General features: G+C 39.2%; 20 protein-coding genes and 2 riboswitches. Of the genes, 7 read left to right on the top strand and 13 right to left on the bottom strand.

Going from position 1 to position 20,514, the window contains the following annotated elements; genetic code table 11:
• Positions 1 to 11: 11 nt before the first annotated feature.
• Positions 12 to 123, bottom strand: a riboswitch (SAM riboswitch).
• A 170-nt stretch (positions 124 to 293) separates the two neighbouring features.
• Positions 294 to 394, top strand: a riboswitch (SAM riboswitch).
• A 110-nt stretch (positions 395 to 504) separates the two neighbouring features.
• From HRJ06_RS01135 to HRJ06_RS01120, 4 genes are all read left to right on the top strand, one after another.
• Entirely contained in the window at positions 505 to 1,896 is a 1,392-nt protein-coding gene (locus HRJ06_RS01135; RefSeq protein WP_174727448.1) for an LLM class flavin-dependent oxidoreductase, read from the top strand.
• 135 nt (positions 1,897 to 2,031) lie between these two features.
• Positions 2,032 to 3,042 carry a methionine ABC transporter ATP-binding protein gene (locus HRJ06_RS01130; protein ID WP_174727445.1) on the top strand — a complete coding sequence of 337 codons (1,011 nt, stop codon included), beginning with the start codon at positions 2,032 to 2,034 and terminating at the stop codon, positions 3,040 to 3,042.
• The gene (locus HRJ06_RS01125; protein WP_422392704.1) at positions 3,035 to 3,694 is read left to right on the top strand and encodes a methionine ABC transporter permease; all 660 of its coding nucleotides are present in this window, start codon (positions 3,035 to 3,037) and stop codon (positions 3,692 to 3,694) included. The genes HRJ06_RS01130 and HRJ06_RS01125 overlap by 8 nt, the downstream gene beginning before the upstream one ends.
• Positions 3,695 to 3,831: 137 nt before the next feature.
• Positions 3,832 to 4,653 carry a MetQ/NlpA family ABC transporter substrate-binding protein gene (locus tag HRJ06_RS01120; RefSeq protein ID WP_174727439.1) on the top strand — a complete coding sequence of 274 codons (822 nt, stop codon included), beginning with the start codon at positions 3,832 to 3,834 and terminating at the stop codon, positions 4,651 to 4,653.
• Between the two features lie 297 nt (positions 4,654 to 4,950).
• Here HRJ06_RS01120 and HRJ06_RS01115 read toward each other — a convergent pair whose 3' ends face one another.
• The gene (locus HRJ06_RS01115) at positions 4,951 to 6,063 is read right to left on the bottom strand and encodes a DUF4145 domain-containing protein (protein ID WP_174727436.1); all 1,113 of its coding nucleotides are present in this window, start codon (positions 6,061 to 6,063) and stop codon (positions 4,951 to 4,953) included.
• 166 nt (positions 6,064 to 6,229) lie between these two features.
• On the opposite strand from HRJ06_RS01115, the gene HRJ06_RS01110 reads away from it, so the two are divergent.
• Positions 6,230 to 7,093 carry a nitroreductase family protein gene (locus HRJ06_RS01110; RefSeq protein WP_174727434.1) on the top strand — a complete coding sequence of 288 codons (864 nt, stop codon included), beginning with the start codon at positions 6,230 to 6,232 and terminating at the stop codon, positions 7,091 to 7,093.
• A 100-nt stretch (positions 7,094 to 7,193) separates the two neighbouring features.
• Here HRJ06_RS01110 and HRJ06_RS01105 read toward each other — a convergent pair whose 3' ends face one another.
• The 5 genes from HRJ06_RS01105 to HRJ06_RS01085 all read right to left on the bottom strand — a co-directional run bounded on the left by HRJ06_RS01105 (position 7,194) and on the right by HRJ06_RS01085 (position 11,550).
• Positions 7,194 to 7,346: a DUF1540 domain-containing protein gene (locus HRJ06_RS01105; RefSeq protein ID WP_174727431.1), complete on the bottom strand. Its 153-nt coding sequence runs from the start codon at positions 7,344 to 7,346 to the stop codon at positions 7,194 to 7,196.
• A 77-nt stretch (positions 7,347 to 7,423) separates the two neighbouring features.
• A complete protein-coding gene (locus HRJ06_RS01100) occupies positions 7,424 to 8,038 on the bottom strand; it encodes an acetate uptake transporter (protein ID WP_174727428.1) in 615 nt (204 codons plus the stop codon).
• A gap of 885 nt (positions 8,039 to 8,923) precedes the next feature.
• Complete coding sequence (locus HRJ06_RS01095) at positions 8,924 to 9,406, bottom strand: DUF2798 domain-containing protein (protein ID WP_174727425.1); 483 nt, start codon at positions 9,404 to 9,406, stop codon at positions 8,924 to 8,926.
• A gap of 387 nt (positions 9,407 to 9,793) precedes the next feature.
• The gene (locus HRJ06_RS01090) at positions 9,794 to 10,480 is read right to left on the bottom strand and encodes an ABC transporter ATP-binding protein (protein ID WP_174727422.1); all 687 of its coding nucleotides are present in this window, start codon (positions 10,478 to 10,480) and stop codon (positions 9,794 to 9,796) included.
• Positions 10,468 to 11,550, bottom strand: a complete 1,083-nt coding sequence (locus HRJ06_RS01085) for an ABC transporter permease (RefSeq protein WP_174727419.1) — start codon at positions 11,548 to 11,550, stop codon at positions 10,468 to 10,470. Before HRJ06_RS01085 ends, HRJ06_RS01090 begins: the two co-directional genes overlap by 13 nt.
• A gap of 345 nt (positions 11,551 to 11,895) precedes the next feature.
• On the opposite strand from HRJ06_RS01085, the gene HRJ06_RS01080 reads away from it, so the two are divergent.
• The gene (locus HRJ06_RS01080; protein ID WP_174727416.1) at positions 11,896 to 12,687 is read left to right on the top strand and encodes an HAD-IIB family hydrolase; all 792 of its coding nucleotides are present in this window, start codon (positions 11,896 to 11,898) and stop codon (positions 12,685 to 12,687) included.
• A 102-nt stretch (positions 12,688 to 12,789) separates the two neighbouring features.
• On the opposite strand, the gene HRJ06_RS01075 is transcribed toward HRJ06_RS01080, so the two are convergent.
• The 6 genes from HRJ06_RS01075 to HRJ06_RS01050 form a co-directional block, all read right to left on the bottom strand.
• Positions 12,790 to 13,677: an isocitrate lyase/PEP mutase family protein gene (locus HRJ06_RS01075; protein WP_174727414.1), complete on the bottom strand. Its 888-nt coding sequence runs from the start codon at positions 13,675 to 13,677 to the stop codon at positions 12,790 to 12,792.
• 42 nt (positions 13,678 to 13,719) lie between these two features.
• A complete protein-coding gene (locus tag HRJ06_RS01070; protein ID WP_174727411.1) occupies positions 13,720 to 14,283 on the bottom strand; it encodes a TRAP transporter small permease in 564 nt (187 codons plus the stop codon).
• Between the two features lie 18 nt (positions 14,284 to 14,301).
• Complete coding sequence (locus HRJ06_RS01065; protein ID WP_174727408.1) at positions 14,302 to 15,606, bottom strand: TRAP transporter large permease; 1,305 nt, start codon at positions 15,604 to 15,606, stop codon at positions 14,302 to 14,304.
• A gap of 94 nt (positions 15,607 to 15,700) precedes the next feature.
• A complete protein-coding gene (gene dctP, locus HRJ06_RS01060; RefSeq protein WP_242035096.1) occupies positions 15,701 to 16,837 on the bottom strand; it encodes a TRAP transporter substrate-binding protein DctP in 1,137 nt (378 codons plus the stop codon).
• Positions 16,838 to 16,913: 76 nt separating this feature from the next.
• Positions 16,914 to 17,426 carry a 3-isopropylmalate dehydratase small subunit gene (locus HRJ06_RS01055; RefSeq protein WP_174727404.1) on the bottom strand — a complete coding sequence of 171 codons (513 nt, stop codon included), beginning with the start codon at positions 17,424 to 17,426 and terminating at the stop codon, positions 16,914 to 16,916.
• A gap of 15 nt (positions 17,427 to 17,441) precedes the next feature.
• Positions 17,442 to 18,695: a 3-isopropylmalate dehydratase large subunit gene (locus HRJ06_RS01050; RefSeq protein ID WP_174727401.1), complete on the bottom strand. Its 1,254-nt coding sequence runs from the start codon at positions 18,693 to 18,695 to the stop codon at positions 17,442 to 17,444.
• 202 nt (positions 18,696 to 18,897) lie between these two features.
• On the opposite strand from HRJ06_RS01050, the gene HRJ06_RS01045 reads away from it, so the two are divergent.
• Positions 18,898 to 19,509 carry a TetR/AcrR family transcriptional regulator gene (locus HRJ06_RS01045; RefSeq protein WP_174727398.1) on the top strand — a complete coding sequence of 204 codons (612 nt, stop codon included), beginning with the start codon at positions 18,898 to 18,900 and terminating at the stop codon, positions 19,507 to 19,509.
• A 330-nt stretch (positions 19,510 to 19,839) separates the two neighbouring features.
• On the opposite strand, the gene HRJ06_RS01040 is transcribed toward HRJ06_RS01045, so the two are convergent.
• The gene (locus tag HRJ06_RS01040; protein ID WP_174727395.1) at positions 19,840 to 20,391 is read right to left on the bottom strand and encodes a hypothetical protein; all 552 of its coding nucleotides are present in this window, start codon (positions 20,389 to 20,391) and stop codon (positions 19,840 to 19,842) included.
• Positions 20,392 to 20,514: the final 123 nt, after the last annotated feature.

The raw sequence follows: 20,514 nt of genomic DNA, 5'->3' as shown, positions 1-20,514 counted from the left end.
TGAAAGACTCTTTCTCATCTGCCAGACAAACTTGCCTGCTGGATTTAGCACCTCGCTTATTTATAAGATAAGTGGTTGCTGCAGGATCGTAGGACCAGTTCCTCCCCTGACTCTTGATAAGATTCATTGATATTCATTTGTTAGGAAATACTCTATGTTATTTATTTATTAATGTCAATATTTTTTAAATCTTATGTAATTGACTTTTCTAACTTGTCTAAATTGAAAAACTTCTTGTTGACATTGCTAACCTCTTCTTGTATATTTTGGTATAAGTTAATAGCAATCGATTTTTCTTATCTAGAGAGGTGGAGGGACTGGCCCTTTGATGCCTCGGCAACAGACTGTATAGTACTGTGCCAATTCCAGCAAGCGGAAGCTTGAGAGATAAGAAGAGACCTTATACATTCGTGTGTACGAAACCTCTTCTTTTCTTTGGAAGAGGTTTTTTATTTGGCCTCACCTCATTAAGAAACACAAACACATTTTGGGAGGAACAAGATTATGAGCAAACAGATTATCTTAAACGCGTTTGAAATGAACAGTGCGATGCATAACTCTCACGGTTTTTGGAAGCATCCGGAGAGTAAACGGCATCGGAGATATAAGGATCTGGACTATTGGATTGAGTTAGCGAAGCTGTTGGAGAAAGGAAAGTTTGATGCGGTTTTCTTTGCTGATGTACTAGGAATCTATGATGTTTACCGGAATAGTAAAGCCCCTTCTATCCGTGATGGATTACAGGTGCCGTTGAATGATCCAGCCTTGCTTGTTTCAGCTATGGCAAGTGTTACGGAAAACCTGTCGTTTGCTGTTACGGTCAGCACCACCTATGAAGCACCGTTTGGAAATGCAAGACGCTTCTCTACTTTAGATCATTTAACAAAAGGCAGGGTCGCTTGGAATGTTGTAACTTCTTATCTTCCAAACGCCGCCAGAAACTTCGGCCTCCAAGATATGATTAAGCATGATGAGCGCTATGGCATCGCAGATGAATACCTGGAAGTTTCCTATAAGCTTTGGGAGAGAAGCTGGGAAGATGGCGCAGTTGTTGAAAATAAAGAAACAAATACTTTAGTTGATCCTGAAAAGGTTCACGAGATTAATCATGAAGGTACCTACTTCAAAGTTGAGGGCCCGCATTTAAGTGAACCGTCTCCACAGCGGACTCCTGTCATCTATCAAGCAGGAACATCAGAGCGCGGCAGGGATTTTGCAGCAAAACACGCTGAGTGCATATTTGTTGGAGGCCCGACACCTGAAAGAATTCGTTACTATTCTGACGATATTCGTAAACGTGCTGAAAAACATGGGAGAAATCCTGATAACATTAAGATCATTTCTTTCCTTAGCGTAATTGTTGCTGAAACAACAGAAGAAGCCCAGAAAAAATTTGAAGAATATGCAAGTGTGTGGAGTCCAGATGCTGCGAAGGCACAGTACGGAGCAAGCGGATATGATATTGCTGAGTATGAGGAAATGGATCCCGACCTTCCATTTGAATACACAAAAACGACTGAAGGCGGTCATTACAAAGCGGCAACTCTTACGAAGGATGCTCCTAAAAAATTGACTGTTGGCGAAGTGCTGAAGCGTTTCGAAACACTCGATCATAGCATCATTGTTGGTAATCCGACAGAGGTAGCCGATGCTATTCAATTCCAATTTGAACAGTCTGGCGTAGATGGCTTTAATTTAAACCACTTAGTAACACCGGGCGACCTGGAAGCCTTTATTGATTTAGTGGTGCCAGTGCTTCAAGAGCGCGGCTTATACAAAAAGGACTATAGCGATGGAACGCTAAGAGAAAAGCTATTCCCAGAGGGTGCAAGTATTTTGCCAGATGACCACCCAGCCAGCAAATACAGGCACGCACTTGCTAAAAGCAATCGATAAGCCGCATAAGGATTTTAGGCATTTTAATAGACTCCTTGAAAAAGGACAAAAGAATCAGGCGCTTTGCAAAATTAAGTGATCATCTCCTGCGTCTGGCATACTCAGGATTGAATGGGCAGTGGGAGGAACGCCATTATGATTAAATTGGAAAATATAACAAAGGAATTTCAGACCAAATCTGAGACGATCCTAGGTGTGGATAATGTATCACTTACGGTCGAAAAAGGAGAAATATTTGGGATTGTAGGATACAGCGGTGCAGGAAAAAGTACGTTGCTTCGCTGTATCAACCTTCTCGAAAGACCCACTTCCGGTTCAGTAAAGGTAGACGGGATGGACTTGTTGAAGCTATCGAGTAAAGACCTTCGCAAAGCCAGACAATCAATCGGCATGATTTTTCAAGGATTTCATTTAGTTGCATCGAAAACTGTTTTTGAAAACGTAGCCTTTGCTTTAAAAGCGGCTGGTGTTGAGAAAACAGTCATAACTAAAAGAGTTGAAGAACTGCTCGAACTTGTCGGGCTCAAGGATCGAATCAATCAGTACCCGGCCCAACTTAGCGGCGGCCAAAAACAGCGAGTCAGTATTGCCCGGGCACTTGCCAACAACCCAAAAGTTCTTTTATGCGATGAGGCCACTTCAGCCTTAGACCCGAACACGACAAAATCGATTCTATCTTTATTAAAAAGAATCAACAAGGAACTTGGTCTAACGATTGTCATAATTACGCACGAAATGGAAGTCGTTAAAGAGATTTGCCATCGCTGCGCAGTTATGCAGGACGGAAGAGTAGTTGAGGAAGGCACGACTTATACTATTTTTTCAAATCCTCGTGAACCTTTAACTAGAACATTCATTCAAACCGTTCTGAATTTTGATTTGCCTCCTAAATTGCTGGCAAGTGTCCAGGGAAAGCTTTTGAAACTTCAGTTTCGCGGTGATACGGCAACAGAAGCCGTCGTTTCTGACATGCTCCAGTCCGTTACGGTCAGCGGAAATATCCTTCATGGAAAAGTGGAATACATACAGGATATTCCCTTAGGCATCTTCATTATGGAACTAAAGGGAGAAAATCAGGAGATTGCAAAGGCCATCGATTACCTTCGTGAGCGTGTGAGCAAAGTGGAGGTGATTGAACATGAATAGTGTAATCGAAATTTTACCTGAACTGAATCAAGCATTTTTTGAAACTTTGCTGATGGTGGGTATTTCCTTATTGGTAGCTCTGCTTTTGGGCCTGCCATTAGGAATATTGCTGTATGTTACGGACCGCGGCCTGTTCTTAGAAAATAAATGGATTAAACGGGTCGTTGGAATCGTTATTAACTTGATCCGTTCTGTTCCATTTATTATCTTACTCGTGTTCTTGCTGCCTTTTACTCAGCTTCTCTTAAATACAACGATTGGTCCATTGGCCGCCTCGGTCTCCTTATCCGTAGCAGCGATTCCGTTTTATGCCAGGATCGTAGAATCAGCGGCCCGAGAAATTGATAAGGGGGTCATAGAAGCCGCCGTAGCTGTTGGCGCTTCTCCTTGGATGATCATTAAAAGCATCATTCTGCCAGAAGCAAAACCTGGATTAATCACAGGCTTAACCATAACAGCGATTAGCTTAATCGGTTATTCTGCTATGGCAGGCACGATTGGCGGAGGCGGAATCGGGGATTTAGCGATCCGTTATGGCTATTATCGTTATGATAATACAGTTATGTTCACAACCGTCATCCTTTTGATCGTTCTCGTACAGTTTGTTCAATACCTTGGTGACTTCATTGCAAAAACAACCAATAAACGATAAAAAATAACAATTGCGAATCCGACAGTCAAGAAACACGAAAACAGGATACCCAACAAAGAAGCCTCATTTGCTTCTTTCCAAGGAGTCGAAGTTTCCCGCGTTTTTAGAAGAGCGGTATTAGAATAGGAGCGAAAAAAATGAAAAAAATTACATTAACCCTTATATCCATCTTATTAATTGGTGTCCTGGCCGCTTGCGGTTCAGACGAAAGTTCCGCATCTCCCGATGAAAACAAAAAACTCGTACTAGGCGGAACGATCCCTTACAGTGATATGCTTGAAAAAGGTGTTAAACCTTATTTGGAGGAAAAAGGATATACAGTTGAAATAAAGGAATTTAATGACTATATACAGCCGAATCTAGCACTGAAAAATGGTTCATTGGATGCAAATTTATTTCAGCATAAAGTTTACATGGATGCCTTTGCCAAAGAAAATGATATGGAATTAACCAGTGTTATTACGGTCCCGACAGCCCCTATTGGCGTTTATTCCAACAAGTATAAGACACTGGAAGAAATTGAAGATGGCAGCACAGTAGCAATCGCCAATGATCCTACAAACTTGGCACGCGGACTAACGGTATTAAGAGATAACGGATTAATCGAATTTGATAGTGAAGTAGATCCTCTCCGCGCTTCCGAGAAGGATATTACCAGCAATCCCAAAAACCTTAAATTCACACCAGTTGAAGCAGCACAATTACCGCGGACACTTGAATCTGTCGACCTGGCCGCCATCAATGGAAACTTCGCCATATCTGCAGGTCTTGATTTAACAAAGGCCCTTGCAAGAGATAAACTGCCTGAAGAGATCATCAACCGTGTTGCAGTCCTGACAGAAGATAAAGACGAGCAATTTGTAAAGGACATTAAAGAAGCCATCGAATCAGAGCAATTTAAAAAAGTAATCGAAGAAGATTTCCAAGGATTTCATAAGCCTGACTGGATGACTAAATAATAGAAGAAATGAGTCCAAAGCTGCTGTTGCGGCTTTGGCTTTTTTCCTGTATCTCCAAAAGAAAAAGGCAGGAACCTCATCCTGCCAGAATAATCACTTCAATGGTATCTTTACCTCTTTGTCGATAAACTTGGTCGTTGTATATCCCTCGATTTCAATAAACTCGGAATGAATGTTATTCGAACTGCTTCAGTTGAAATGGCTCCGGGGAGTCGAAATGCGTAGCTTCAACTTAGAACTTTTACAATTTCCTAAACGATTAAAAAAGAACGGCAATTGCCGTCCCTATGTCTTCCATTATTTATTCTGCTTCTCTTTCAACTGGACGAACAGCTTCTCTACTGTTCCTGCTCCGACATTTTCATATTTTGCAAGAATTACAAGTTCTTTTGGCAGCTGGCCTACGGTTTCAATCTGGTCCTGGTTCAGTTGTCTAAGCAGGCTTGGAATTCCAGTGAACTCGGCTGCAGTAAGCGGGATTTTAGATAGCTCTTCTGTAACAATGATGTGGTCTGTTTTATGGAAGAAAAATAATTCGCCTGGACGCTCGAGTGCCAGCTGCCTCCGTACTTTCTCTTCCTGGACGAATATCTTTAATTCCTCAAATAAGGTTTCATCATTTTTCTCGTTATACCGTTTTACGTGCTTATGCAAATCGTAAAGATTATTAGGCAATTCGCTCATAATCCGCGCCTGCTGCTCGGCACCCAAACGGATTAAAAACGTCTCTGATTTGGCAAATCGCTGCGGCAACAGGAATGCATCGCGCAAAAAGTAAGGAATTTCAAGCTTGTGTCCTTTATAAGTTAAGGTGCGAATCGCCGTGTATCCTGGAAGCTCAGCTTCAACTGGAGCTTCAGCTATGGTCGCTGCCGTTTCAGCTACCGCCGTATCATCAGTGATCTTTTGAACAGACGCGACCAGAAGTTCTTCTAGTGCCTTCAAACGAACTTCCAATTCAGATATTCCATATGATTCACTGGCTTTGGGAGATGGATCTTGATAGTCTGGAACCTTAATCGATACTGGCCCATACACTTCTACATACCATCTAACAATCTTGTATAATGCTTCCCATGAGAGCAACGCTTCAGAATAGCGGAACATGCGGGAATCATGGGCAGCCTGGTTGCCGGTCATACGCACATAATGAAGAGCGTCGCGAACTTCATTAGTCAGGTAACCATTATCGTTAAGTAAATCAAGGCGCTCTTTTAAACTCGCTCTCGGATCCTCGATTAACTTTTCAGTTTTAATAACCTGCTGCAAGATATTTTCAACAAATACCCTGGCATGGGTTAACATTGTGCGCGGACTTGAGAAAATACTATTTTCCAGCTCACGTGCAACAAAAGCCAATTCCTTTGATACTGGTTCAAGAAATTGATAAAAATAAGATGGTTTATCCATGATGGTCCCCCGGTTATGTAGTCTTTTACCTTTATTTTACCACAGTGTTAGCACATGTGTTCTAGTTTAGTTTCTTAAGTTAATAATATTTAGTGATGAATATTTAATTGCATCAATGAAATAGATAGTATAATAAAGGTAATGATTTTTAATTAGGAGTGACATGATGAATTTTACTAAGTCACCGATAGAAACGATGCGCGGCCGCCAGTCAGTCCGTACGTATGATACACAAAATCTATCAGAATCGGATATCGGTAAAATAACTGCCTATATAAATGAAGAAAAAAATTTGATTGGACCATTTGGAGGAAAAGGACGAATTGACTTTGTCCGGGTTAATAAAAATGTGACCGACAAAGGAATTAAGCTTGGAACCTATGGGTTTATTAAAAATCCAAATGCCTACCTAGTCGGCATTTCAGCAAATGATAAGTATTCGCTTGTGGAGTACGCCTATATTTTTCATCAGCTTATTTTATATGCCACCCAGTTAGGCATTGGGACTTGTTGGATGGGTGGTACGTTCAACCGAAATTCCTTTGAAAAAGAAATCCAATTAGAAGAAAAACAATTCATCCCCTGTGTTTCCCCCCTGGGCTATCCCAAAGAGAAACAACGCGTTTTTGATAAAGCTTTGCGTTACGTGGTTAAAGCAGATAATAAAAAAGGCTGGGATCGGCTATTTTACGATTCTACTTTTAAAGTACCTTTAGCTAAGGAGCAGGCCGGCCCATTTAAAATTCCAATTGAGATGGTAAGACTGGGCCCTTCTGCATCCAATAAACAGCCATGGAGGATTATCCTCTCTGAAGATCGCCAAGCTTGTCATTTATATATCGAACAAACACCTAATTACAGTGGAAATCTAAACTATAATATGCAGTTATTAGATATGGGCATTGCGATGTGCCAGTTTGAAATAGCTTGCAGAGAGCTGAAACTTGCAGGGAAATGGCAAGTGGCAGACCCTAATCTTGAGGTCTTAAATGAACACACAGATTATATTGCCAGCTGGAAAATGACCTAAATGAAAAGACTGACACGCTCTCTTGAAAGCATGTCAGTCTTTATTATTTAATATAAAAATAGTACTGCAACTTGCAGCCCATTCAATAGCAATCCAAGAACTAGCGACGTTCAAAAGTTTTACAAGCAGTTTCCTCGACGTTAGCAGCTTCTCTGCTGTGTTCACCAATCACAAAGATAGAGTCCGCAACACATTTATCCCCTTCTGCCCAGTACTTACAATTTTCAACATTACATAATACCTCAGTTGCCATATGAATCTCCTCCTGTAATAGATTTTGTTAATTAAATACCCATTTACAGAGGAGATAATCTATTTCCTTAATTCCTTCTATTTAAAAATCCCAAACGGCTTTCCGACCGGCAGCACGATTTTTCCGAAATGAGTGTTCAACACAACGGCAGCTGCACCGTAGAAAGATAGCAAGGCGATGCCCATTTCAGCAACTGCGGCCAGCATATGAGTTGCTCCATGAAATATATTAAATGAACTTAAAGCCAGTCCAATAAATAAAAAATCAATAAACACGAAAATAAAGAACAAGACTTTATGTGTTTCCATGGCTCCGATTGTCATAAAAAGGCTAAAAATCAAATAGCCTATGAACGCAAAACCAAGTTGCCTAGGATCCGCATTGGCAGCCAGCTCTTCACCGAAAAACCCGAGCTGGATCATCCATGTCGTTCCAACTCCAAACCAGAATAATCCGAATGCACCAAACGCAGTTGTTCCAAAAATATTGTTATGCTTGGCATCCAGAACGGCTGCAAAGAGCTGAGCAATTCCGCCGAGAAAAAACGCCCATGGCAGAATAAGCGAAACGCCTTCTGTTAAGCCCAACTTTTGTGATGATGCTACAAATGTGACCATCGCAAGACCGAACAACCCAAGCGCGGATGGATCTGCTGTTGTTATTTTAACTTGTGTGTAATTCTGGGTCTCCATATTATCCTCCTTGAAAAAACATACCTATGTACTTTATAGGATGAGACAAACAGAGTCAATACACTCTTAAAATGTCCAAAAATACTGTTTTCACAGAAAAATGCAAAGTTTGGGTGCCTGTGTCCTAGGAAATTATAATGATGAACTATGCTGGTCTCCTTACAGCACTTTTAAAATATACGAATTCGTATAGTAACTTACACTAGAAATTTAAAAGCAAGATAAGCCTGCAGTTCCATTAGCGATTCCTAACTCTCCAAAAATCGCTACTCGTTAGTGTTAATTAGCTGCTAATTCAGCTATTTTTACAAGACAGGATAACATCATTCCTAACCCAGCACCATACCTTATTTATGACCATAAAAAACAACCCCTCACGGACCAGAGGAAGCAATTTGGTTGATAAATAAGCGGAGAAATTTCTCTTATTTAGGAGAAAACCCGGAAGATAGCTAAATAGAGGGAAGGATTCCGCCTATTTACTTCTAAAACATGAAAATCCATCATTTTGCCGTACTTAACGGGAAAACTTCCCCTTATATATCCCCTACCAAGCTCTATTCTGCAGTATAAAGGGAAAATATCCGCTTATTTTACTGGTTACTGATTATGGATAAGCATGAATGTTTCTAGTTTTCCGCCTCCCTGTATACCTAAAACCCCTAATAGTGGCATAACAATTATCATATGAACTCTCACGCTGAAAAAATTTATGATAGGGGGGCGAATTACAGGGCTTTTCCACCGTTCAATCTATTAAAGACCCATATATATATATATAAAGAAGCAGCCTAATTCCGTTGCGAATAGGACTGCTAATTGGTGTGCTAATTTAGTTTTTTTATTCGAAAACCGAACCCGTTACTTTTCAGTATCCTGCTTTTTTTACGCTTTTAATTCTGCTAGCTGTGCCGATGGTTTAATGTATTTAGTTAAAAGCGTGCGTGAAATTGGGCCATCAATTAGTAACTGAGCTGGAAACGCAACGATAAAGTTTAAGCCAACTATCTTAAGATAAGCTGAAAAAATCGATCCTTCAATGCCGGTTGTTAACCCTGTTAAAATAAGCCCGTATACGGACATAATCAGAACCATCATAGGAACCATACAAAAAGCCATAGCCACTATAAAATTGATCTTTTTTGATTTATCATAAGGCAGTGATAATGCTAATTTACGTGCTATTGGTTCAACTAATGACTCTGTAATAAACGCGACGATAAATGTTACAATAAGTTGAACAATAGCAGAACCCAACGTTACTGAAGAAAATCCATGTAGTGCAGTATTGTAAAATGACATAATCAGCACCATACCAGTACACATGAAAACCCCGTAGATAATACCTTCTTTTTTATTACTAGGCAATTAAAACCATCCTTCCTTTTTTCAGAACATAAATTTCATTATATATTTATAAATTTTTTACATAAGTGACGAATTTGTGAACATTTATAAACTTATTGTTATTTCACTTATAAAACTCTTGACATAACAGCAGAGGGTATAATTATCACAATCCGAGATGAGAAAAGTGAAAGCCGCTAGTTCCAAGACCTCCTGTACGTATCGAAGCTATGTACTCCCCGGCAAAGTTTACGAAAACAGTCATTAAAAAGAGCATCAAACTATTAGAAGTTCGATGCTCCCTTTATATAATATTTTTGTTCGTACCCTATTTGAATTCCTAATCTAGGATTCCAACCTGCTTCTTCAGCAAGGCAGTCCTCGCCCTTGTTTCAGCCACCCTTACGATTAAACACTAGCCATCTCTTCTATGAGCCGCAGCTGTCCATCTGTAATTTTATAGACCTGATCACAATAATCGACCAGCCTTGTATCATGGGTGACGACGATGGTTGTTTTTCCATTTGTGGTTGTTGCCTTCTTAAGCATATCCATCACCTCGAACGCACGGTCCGAATCGAGGGAAGCGGTTGGCTCATCTGCAAGGATGATGCTGGGGTCGGTATACAGTGCTTTCGCAATCGCGACACGCTGCCGCTCTCCCCCGGATAAGTCAGAAGGAAAACTTTTCAATAAATCCCTAATACCAAGTGACTCACATAATTCCTCCAGTTGCTTGTCGTTCAGGTTATTCTTTTTCACCTTATCCAGCAATTTCAGCTGCTGGCTGACGTTCAAGAATGGCACCAAATTAGATGACTGCAAAACAAAGCCAATTTCCTGCAACCTAATACTCGCGCGTTTCTTCTCTTTTAACCTGGTGATATCATTTCCATTGATGAACACTTCGCCATTGCTTGGAGCCTGAAGCCCGCCTGCAATGGTTAGGAAAGTACTTTTCCCTGAACCAGAAGGTCCAATGATCGCGATTAGTTGCCCGCTTTCTGCTGAAAAACTAGTTGTTTTTAACGCTTCTATCTCTGTCTGGCCTGATTGAAAGACTTTATTAACATTTTTTAATTCTAACAATGCCATACATTAGCCCCTATCGCTTTTAAAGGATCAATTTTGACGATCGTCTGGATAGAAAATAACGCACCCAGTATCGATACCAATACAAGCACTGCTCCATAAACCAGCATATCCACATAATTAAATGCAACTGGAACCGCTGCCGGCAAAAAAGCTCCGGTCAAAATGGTGAATATAAATCCAATGATCACACCTGCAACAGCCAGCAGGAACGTTTGGGCAATGACCGATTTCGCCAGGTATCCGCTCGAGATCCCCTGTGCTTTCATCACTCCGAAAATACTAATTTTCTGGATCGTCAACACATAAAGGAAGATAGCTAGGATCACTGCTGAAATGATGAATAGAAAATAGATCATAAAACTCAATGTCATGCTTTGCTCTGAATAGCCAGGCATATTTTCAATCAGATCCTGGGTGGCAATAACTTGAAAGGAGTCATCCACCTCTACCTCTTCCAAATTGTCGGTTCGAATAACAAATCCATTAATCCTATCTTTCATGTTTTCAGTTGACTCCCCAAAACGCACTTTTTGCAGCGTCTCCAGGCTGCCATATAGAACGGGGGCTGCATTAAACCTTGCATTGTCAGTAAATCCCGTTATCGTAAGGGTCTCATCTGTAGCAGATAGCTGCAGTTCATCGCCGATTTCAAAGCCTTCATTCTTTAAAGTATCATCAGCAATCACTTCGCCCGATCCCTTAAAAACTTTCCCTTCGGTCACCTTTGGCATAATGAACTCATCTTCTCGGATACCAAACAGTGAAATATTGGCCTTATTGTCGCCAGCAGTCGCAATCGTATAAAATTGCCCTAATACCGCGTACTCATCAGCACCAGCTCCATTATAATCCTCGATCTTAAGACTGGACTGCGGAAGGGTAAGATCCGACTCCTCTGTTAAGATGATTCCGTCTGCATCCCATTTTATAACCGCTTCTTTATTAAGGTTTTCAAGTCCATTTGCAAGTCCTGATAAAAAGAAAACCAGATAGGAAACTAGCGTTAAGACGCCAACGATTAAAAGGAAACGCAGTTTATTGTTCTTTATTTCATTCCAAGCCAAAAACATATTTTATTTCCACTTCCTTCCAATATATACATTATCAATGTAAAACCAATTTAAATAAATGGCAAGAAATAACGATTGTTTTAAAAAAAACGATGAAAATTGTTTAAACAAGAAAGCCCTATTTCTATGTTAGAAACCAAAGAAAGGTTCTAACCTAGATTATACACGTGGTGGCGTTCCCCTTTCGCCAAACGACCACTAAAATTCCCAAAATATGAGTGATTTTCGGTAAATTGTCACATTTGTATAGTCAGGGACAAATAAACAATAAGAATGGCCTGGCCAAGAAACGGGTAGAGATATAAAGTCCAAAATATTAATTTTAATAATAAAAGGAGCATGCATATGGCATTTTATATTTTTGATGTTGATGGTGTACTGACAGATGAACTGGCCCGTCCCGACAAGGATGTTCTCCGGTCAATCGAGAAACTTCATAATCAGAAGATTCAGCTGGCCTTTATAACCGGCCGCTCAAGAAAGTGGCTGGCAGAGAATGTCTTCACACAATTGGACTCTGATCAGGACTGGACGAGTCTTTATTGCGTCGCTGAACACGGAGCGATTAAAGGAAAAGGTCTGGATATTGACACTTGGGAACTCGATCAAGATTTCGTCATCCCGAAGGCAGTAAAAGAAAAACTGTTTGAAATCAGCAAAAAGCAACAGTACCAAGGACTGATTGAATGGGATGACACAAAAGAATCTATGGGGACCGTTGAATCCGTGCATGGCGAACCCGGAGATGAAGAGCACCTTAAGAAAACGAAAAAGGCATTAAACGAATATGCAGATGAAGTCCAAAAAATCGCCGATGAATACGGCAAGAAAGTTGTCGTCTCTACCTATGGAGTAGATGTCACCCCTCCGGACTTATCCAAAGAAATCGGGGCAAAGTGGGTGTTCACCCAAGCCTCCTTTGAAGATGAGCCAGTCCTTGTATTCGGTGACAGCAAAGGTGACCTCATCATGGCTGAAACAGCAAAAGAATGCGGCGCTAATGAAGTAACCTTCTTCTGGGTTGGTGAAGGTGATATGCCAGAGAGTGATTCATATGATTTTGACTCCAAGGGTTCCTCTGAGAAATTCGCAGCTGGAACAAAGCAGCTTTTGAAGGGCTTGATGGAGGAAGACTGAGTTTGATTATAAATTAGACCATGAGTTTAATGATAAAACGAGCCCAATATTACCGGGCTCGTTTTAGAATTTGAATGATAATCTACTCTCTAATTGGTTAACTTAATAAATAATGGTTTCATCGGGCAAATACTTTTCTTCGAGTTCTGCAATTTTCCCCATTCCTAATTCTTTAACTAATTGATTATGTGTCGTTCGGGGAGTTTTAATACCCAGTGCTGATTGTTGATTTCCAAGTTCAGTAAAAGCTTGTTTCACCGCCTGGTGCATTGCGGTCACAGAGATTAAAGCGAAATGTACCAGCTTTGCTCCCGTCCACCGAATTTCTTCAATCGTTAAATCTTCTAGCCAGCCAACAATCACTAGAGAAACTGGACATGATACTTCGTCAACAAAACGCTTTACTTCTTCCTTATTTTTAAAGGTTCTTGAAATTGGCTGTACTAAGTCAGCACCAGCTTCGTGGTATAGCTTTGCTCGCTTGATAGCCTCTTCAATGTTTGTTGCGTCTGTGCGTGCAATAATAATTGTATCTTTATTCAGCTTATTTTCTGCTGCTGCTTTTATTTTCCCTGCTGCTTCTGCTGCAGGCAGTACTGTATTTGTTTCATCCACGCAGATGGGGCAACGCTTTGGGCTGATTTGATCTTCAATAATAACTCCTTCAGCACCAGCCCTTTCAAATTCATGAACAGTCTTTATAACATTAATAGCATTTCCATAGCCAGTGTCAATGTCCGCAATAAGTGGCTTTGAGGATACATACGTCATACGGCTTACAGTTTCAACATTATCCGACCTTGTGTAAAGTTCAGCATCTGGCAGTCCAAATTGCTGTGCAGATATGGCAAAACCACTGGAAAGTATTGCATCGATTCCATCTATATCATTTGCAATTCGAGCACTTAGAGCGTCTCCTGCACCTGCTGTTATAATCACATCGTGCTTTTGGATAAGTTCCTTTAATGAAATTTGTTTACTTTGAATCATGTTATCCCTCCTGGCAGATTATATTTATTTTTCATCTTTAGTCTATGAAACATATGGCTGGTCTTGAATATCTGTATCCCCCTGTTGTTTATCGAAAGTAATCCACACACCTTTTGAAATGATATTTTTAATGAGCAAAAATATAATTTCAATAAAAATACACCCAAAACCCAAAGGAACTAAATACAAGAATGGATAAATTGGAAATAAGTCTCCAGCAGCAGGAAAGGAGAAATTTTTCTCTGTACCTGTCAGTGCATATCCAAATGAATAATACGTAATGAGCGCTACAATAATTAATTCAAATAACAACATTGTCTGATGGAGAATTTTTTGAATAATTAAAGGCAGTTTTTCTAGTACGATTGGAATCCGCGGCATGATTCCTGATGAATAAGCGTAAATAATGATAGAAAAAGATGCTAGGCTCATTAAATAGTTTTGTACGAATTCATAACTTCCCGGAATTGAAGACGATAGAAGGTTACGTGAAAGTACATCAAGTGTTATTAGAATTATCATGCCAAACATGGCAATACCACTAAGAAATACACCTAGTTTCTTTGTATATCCAAAATAGCTATAACACCGTTCCAATTTTCTCAATTTGATCACCCTTTAAAATCATTTGATCGTAGATGGTAACCACGTCACTATTTCTGGTATTAAGATCATTGCTCCACAAACAAAAATTGTTACAACAAAGGCCAAAATCATCGCATATTTAAAAATTCCTACCGCCGGAATTCCACTTGTTCCAGCTACTGCGTATACACTTAATCCAACTGGTGGTGTAATCAAACCTAGAGTGCAGATGACTGATACGAAAACACCAAACCAGAGTACGTCAATTTGGACAGCTTCTATAATAGGAAGGAGTATTGGAAGGGTCATTAGTATTACTGCTGCCCCTTCAACAAACATGAACAAAACGAAAAATATTGCAGTCAATATAAACAAAGTTAGAATTGGGTACTGCAGTATTCCTTCTAGCAAGTCTGTAATTTTCCTCGGCAACAGCGATAGTGAAACAAAGCGACCGAATATCCTTGCACCAATTAAAATTAAAACAATCATTCCTGTAACTTTTGCGGTTTCTGCAACTGAAGACTTGATAAAGGACCAGTTTACTTTTCCAAGTAGCAACGCAGTCAGAAAGGCTGCCAAGGCCCCTACTGCTCCTGCTTCTGTCGGTGTTACAAACCCGGAATATATTCCGCCAAAAGTAACTGTAAATATGAAAATCCCAGCACAATTAACAATTAACAACCTCTTAAAACTCAATTTCTTACTCTCAGTCTTAAGCCTTTCAGTATTCGGACGCTGGTCTTTATACATAACAAATACACAAGTGACTAGAACAAGTATTGCAAGGATTCCCGGAATAATAGCACCAATAAACAAGTCACTTATTGGTGTTTCAGTTATCACACCATATAGGATTAAAATAATACTAGGTGGAATAATTCCTGATAACGATCCGCTTGCTGCTGATATCGCACCTGCAAGTTCTGGTTTATACCCATAGTTTTTCAGTTCAGGTACTGCTACTTGACCTAGGGATGCAGCTGTTGCTGCACCCGAACCAGAAACAGCTCCCAGAAATCCTCCTACAACTATGGTCAATGCTCCAAGGACAGTAGGCCTTCCTCTAGAAACATTGTAAATCATAGTAAAAGCATCTTGGACGATTCCGGCCTTTAAAATGAATTGTGCCATTATAATATAAAGTGGAATGGTTGTGAGTGTATAACTAGCAATTTGAGAAAATGGATCCTGACTTAAAAAGCCAGAAATAATTTTAAATCCCTCTAAGTAAATCAACCCGAAAATCCCTATTCCTAACAAGATGGAATGGATATGTAATCCTGCCATCATTAATATTAGAAAAGCAAAAATAATTGTTCCAATCAACAAAAAGTCAGCCATATCAATTCGCTCCTGAAGTAAGTCCAAAGTTCAATTTCACCAGGATTATTTGGGAAATTGAACTTTCATACCTTACTCTAGATTTTATGGAAGATTATTCTAGATTTTTTATAGCCTCCGGAACATCTCCGCCCTCTTCTATAATAATGTCACGCCATAGTTTCGCAATCTCGGTTCCTGGCTCACCCTGCTCCTCTAATATATCAATAAAGTCATACCAAGTTTTTTCCATTCCTTTGACGAGGAGCTCCTCCACTTCAGGCTTGAGGTCATTAATATCTACAAATTCAGCACCATTGCTGGATGTTTCCTGAATAATTTCTTCACTCCGGTCAACCCAAATTTCCGCTCCAGCTTTGACATGAACATTCGCAGCCTCAATCATAATCAATTGAATATCTTCAGGAATCTCATCCCACTGCTCTTCTGTCATTGCTAAAAGAGAGCTGAAGTGACCAAGGTTGGTATCTGTTACTGTATACTTAAATAACTCTTCAAATCCGTAAGCTGTCCAGTCTGATATGAAAAGGAAACTACCATCTACAGCCCCCCTGCTCATTGCATCGAACAAGTCAAAAGTAGGCATTGTCACTGAGCTAATCCCTACGTTCTTAGCGAAAAGTTCATGAATACGAGATGGTGTCCGTAACTGAGCCTTTTGGACATCTGCAACACTTTCAAATTTCAAACCAGTCGTTGACATGGAATATTGTTCAGAGATCGTCGCAGGCAAAACTTTGATTCCATGCTCACCATATTCTAGTTCAGTAAATGTTTTTCCATCATGTATTTTTTTATCACTTTCTAATAGTTTCTTAAAGGCCATCGAACCAATAACAGGGCTAGAAGATGCTAACGGGAGCATACTAACTTCAGATAATGGGAAACTAGCTGGGTCATAAATTGGCAATAGTGGGGCTGCAATGTCTACAGTTCCCTGTTTAAGCGCTTCCATTTCGTTGGTGGCTTCAACCAATTCTCCCGATGTGAAAGTCTCAAATGTTACTCGTCCCTCTGTCTCTTTTTCTACTTGTTCCATCCAAGGCTCATAAAAACCTACCCATAGGCCATGTTTTGGACTTAGAGCGGATGTAACACGAAAATTAAAAGATTCTGTTGCACCTTTATCATCTTCAGGTTTCCCGCTAGTATCTTCCGTTTGTCCGTTACACGCTGTGACTAATAAAAGCATCAAACATATTAGTAAAGACCAGGCATATTTTAATTTCAACTTGTAAACCTCCCATTTTTAGTTTTTAAAAGCAAATATTAAATACTAATTGTAAACTATTAAACTTAAAATATTATCAAACTGACTTCAGCCGGGTGTTTTTTAAATATTCAATAATTCCACCATAAAGTATCAGATCTTTTGATTTTTTGGGTATACCTAAACATTGAAGTTTTATATTCTTATTTGTGAAATAGAGTATTTCTGTATCCCAGTTGAACTCTACTTGATCCCACCGGGATGCCGTTTTCGTTACTCCGGGACATTCAATTAATGGGAAGCCGTTCGTAGATTCTCCGCGATAAAAGCCAGGAGCGAACGACTCAGCTATTATTGCTGTAATTCCAAGTGCCCTTAAAGCACGGCAAGAAGGATAATGTGGATGACCATATCCGAAATTCTCACCGCCTATAATTACATCTCCTTGACGAACATACTTTGCAAATTCAGGATCATATTCTTTCATACAAACAGCTTTTAAAGCCTCAATATCCTTAGTCTTTATATTATCAACGCCGACAATCAAATCAATATCAAAATTTTCTTCCTGAAAAACCCATGCAATTCTACCATTAATTTTGGGAAGCATTTTTATCACCACCTTTTAAAGCAATGTTCTTGGATCTGTTATCATTCCGTTTATTGCAGTTGCTGCAATAGTATATGGACTTGCAGTATATATTTCTGCTTTGTTGCTTCCCATACGACCAGGTATATTTAAAGTCCCAGTAGAAACTGATCTTTCTCCATCTGAGAGCGCTCCCATTTGGCCGATGCAAAAATCACAAGTAGAGATATTTACGAGAGCACCTGCTTCGATTAGCTTGGTCGTTAATCCAAGTTGACTCATTTTGGATTGAATCGCTGCTGTAGTTGGCACAGCATTTAGGCGAAAGGATTCAACAACCCGTTTTCCTTCTAAAATTTCCACCGCTTGTATAAAATCCTTAATTCTTCCACTTGCACATGAACCGATATAGCCCGATTGTATAGGTAGACCGATAACATCAGAGATGGGTACCGTATTTGCAGGGGTAGGCGGCATTACAATAACTGGTTCTACTTTATCCAGGTTAAAGGTGAATTCCTTAAAATATGTTGCATCTTTATCAGGGACCATTTGATCATAATCGTGAACTCCGTGCTCCCTTAAATAGCTGTCAGTGGTTTCATCCGTTTCCATAACTGCTGATACCCCACCCAGAAACATTGCAAGGTTACATAAAGTAAACCGTTCATCCATTTCGAGTGACTTTAGTCCAGGACCTCCATATTCAATAATGCTTGAACGGCAACCGGAAGGACCAATCTCTTTTACAATCCAATGAAAAATATCTCGAGACGTTACCCCTTTACCTAGCTTACCTGTTAGATTGATTCTTACCGTAGGCGGAACAATGAGCGAAACCTTTTCAGTAGCAAATGCCTCTATCATACTATTACGAATTCCAACTCCAATCGCTCCTAAGGCACCTACAGTACTAATATGTCCATCAAAGTGAACCACAAAGCGGCCTGGCCTAATATATCCTTTTTCTGATATTACCTGATGCCCAATCCCGTGACCTTCATATAGCTTAAATCCATAACGTTTTGCAAACCTTCTTGTAATAGCATGTATTTCTTGCTCTTTAGGTGTTCCGGCAGGATACATATGATCAATAAACAATACGAATTTTTCAGGGTGCCGGACTTTATCAATTTTGAGCTCTTCAACCATCTGTTTCTCATACTTGTCGATGTAGCCAGGATAATCATAGGCAGTTATTACATCTGGAGAGAAAAGTTTCTCATCCCCTGTCCGGACTAATGTCCCATAATTTTTAGAAAAAACTTTTTCTGCAATTGTTTGACCCAAAAGTACTCCTCCTTTTTCGATATGTAATTAGTAACTTCTCAAGCTCTTGCTGAAATATGTGTGTAATGAAAATTCTTGAATTTCAATGACTTAATTCATTGACTTGAGTCATTGACTTAGGTAAATTATATATAACACCTATTATAAAATCAACAAGTTTTCAGAAAATATAAAAAAAACTAAAAAGATAAAGGTGAAGTTAATGGAGAAGAAAAAAATGAATTCACGACAGCTTAAAGCATTGGAAACAAAAAATTCACTATACGTTAGTGCACTAAGATTATTTAAGGAAAAAGGATATGAAAATGTATATGTAGAGGATATTGCTGACATGGCTGGTACTTCTAAAGGATCATTTTATACTTACTTCAAATCAAAGGATGACGTAGTTTTAGAACATTATAATAAGATTGATGACTCTTACGAAAATGCATTTAAGGGTTTAGATTCAAGTAAGCCATACTTAACTCAGTTACTTTTTGTTTTACAGGCAGGCTTCCAATTCTGTGATGATCTCGGGTATGAATTTTTGTCAATTGTTTTATCGAACCAGTTATCACCCTCAGAATCTAGTTCCCTGGTAATACAAAAAGATAGGAAACTCTATAAAATAACTAAAACCATTATTACACAGGGACAAACAGCGGGTGAGTTCCACGACAAATATGACACTGAGTTTCTTCTTGATGTTTGCCTTACCTTTTATCGCGGTTTATTTTTAGACTACTGCTTTATGAAAAATTCAGACATAAAGCTTAGTAGCTACGGAGAAGAAAGATTACAATTATTCATAAAAAAAGTGTTATTTAAGTAAAAGGTTATTACAAAACGATCCTGACATATGTAGGTCGATCAGGATTTCATGTCCTGGGGCAGTTAAAGAAAAGTCTTATAATCGATTGAAAAAGGTCTCCAAAGTAATTTGCAGCGGGGACAAAACAGTTTTTGGAGAGATTGATGGGGTAAGACTGAGTTTGATTATAAATTAGACCATGAGTTTAATGATAAAACGAGCCCAATATTACCAGGCTCGTTTCTTATTAACAAGAATCCAGATAATCCAGTGACAATCAGGGCTGATACCCCACAGCATCATGGAACAAATTGTGAAACAAGAAAATCCGGGGAGTGACAGGCACCGAAGTTACCTTAACACATAATGAGGATTTTCCATTAGTTGAATTCCTGTGGTTTCATACCTAACAAATAAACTTTCCTTATCCCATTCTTCACCAACGCACATAACCCTTCTAAGCCCTTTTTCATCTAATTTTTTATCTTCTTCTTTTGTTATAAGAGCTGTAAAGTAATACTTTAAAAGGATGTTATAGATCTTGTCTTCATCTGGCAGCTCTTTTTTCAACTCTTTAATTATGTCTTTGAAATAAATGTTCTTACATACTACGTGTTCTTTTATGAATGAAGCTTTCTTCTTAGCATCATTCATTTCCAGAGCTGCCAGGGTTATGTATTTATGTGCCCCTATTCCATTCCAATCATAATTTACGTTTAAATCTTCCCTTGCAGAAAACTTTAGGCATCTGTATACAAAGCCTTGGATAAAGTTGGTACTATTTTGAAAGGTATGTACAGATTCAGGATCCATTAATTTAATCGCATTATAGTTTCTAATTAACCACTTTGCTGCCTTTTTATAAGCTGATTTTTCAGCTGAAGTAATATTTTTTATCATCATCTATCCCTCACCAGTACTAAAAGTTTTCTAACGAAAGTGACGGGTTAAGTTTAAAATAATTAAGAAATTTATACAATCATATAAATCATTCCATAGGTTGAATGAAATTTTTAAGTTAACATA

This window comes from Mesobacillus harenae, from assembly GCF_013343715.1.
Classification (GTDB): Bacteria; Bacillota; Bacilli; order Bacillales; family Cytobacillaceae; genus Mesobacillus_A; species Mesobacillus_A harenae.
The sequence above is the reverse complement of the archived record's forward strand: the minus strand, read 5'-3'. Positions and strand labels throughout refer to the sequence as shown.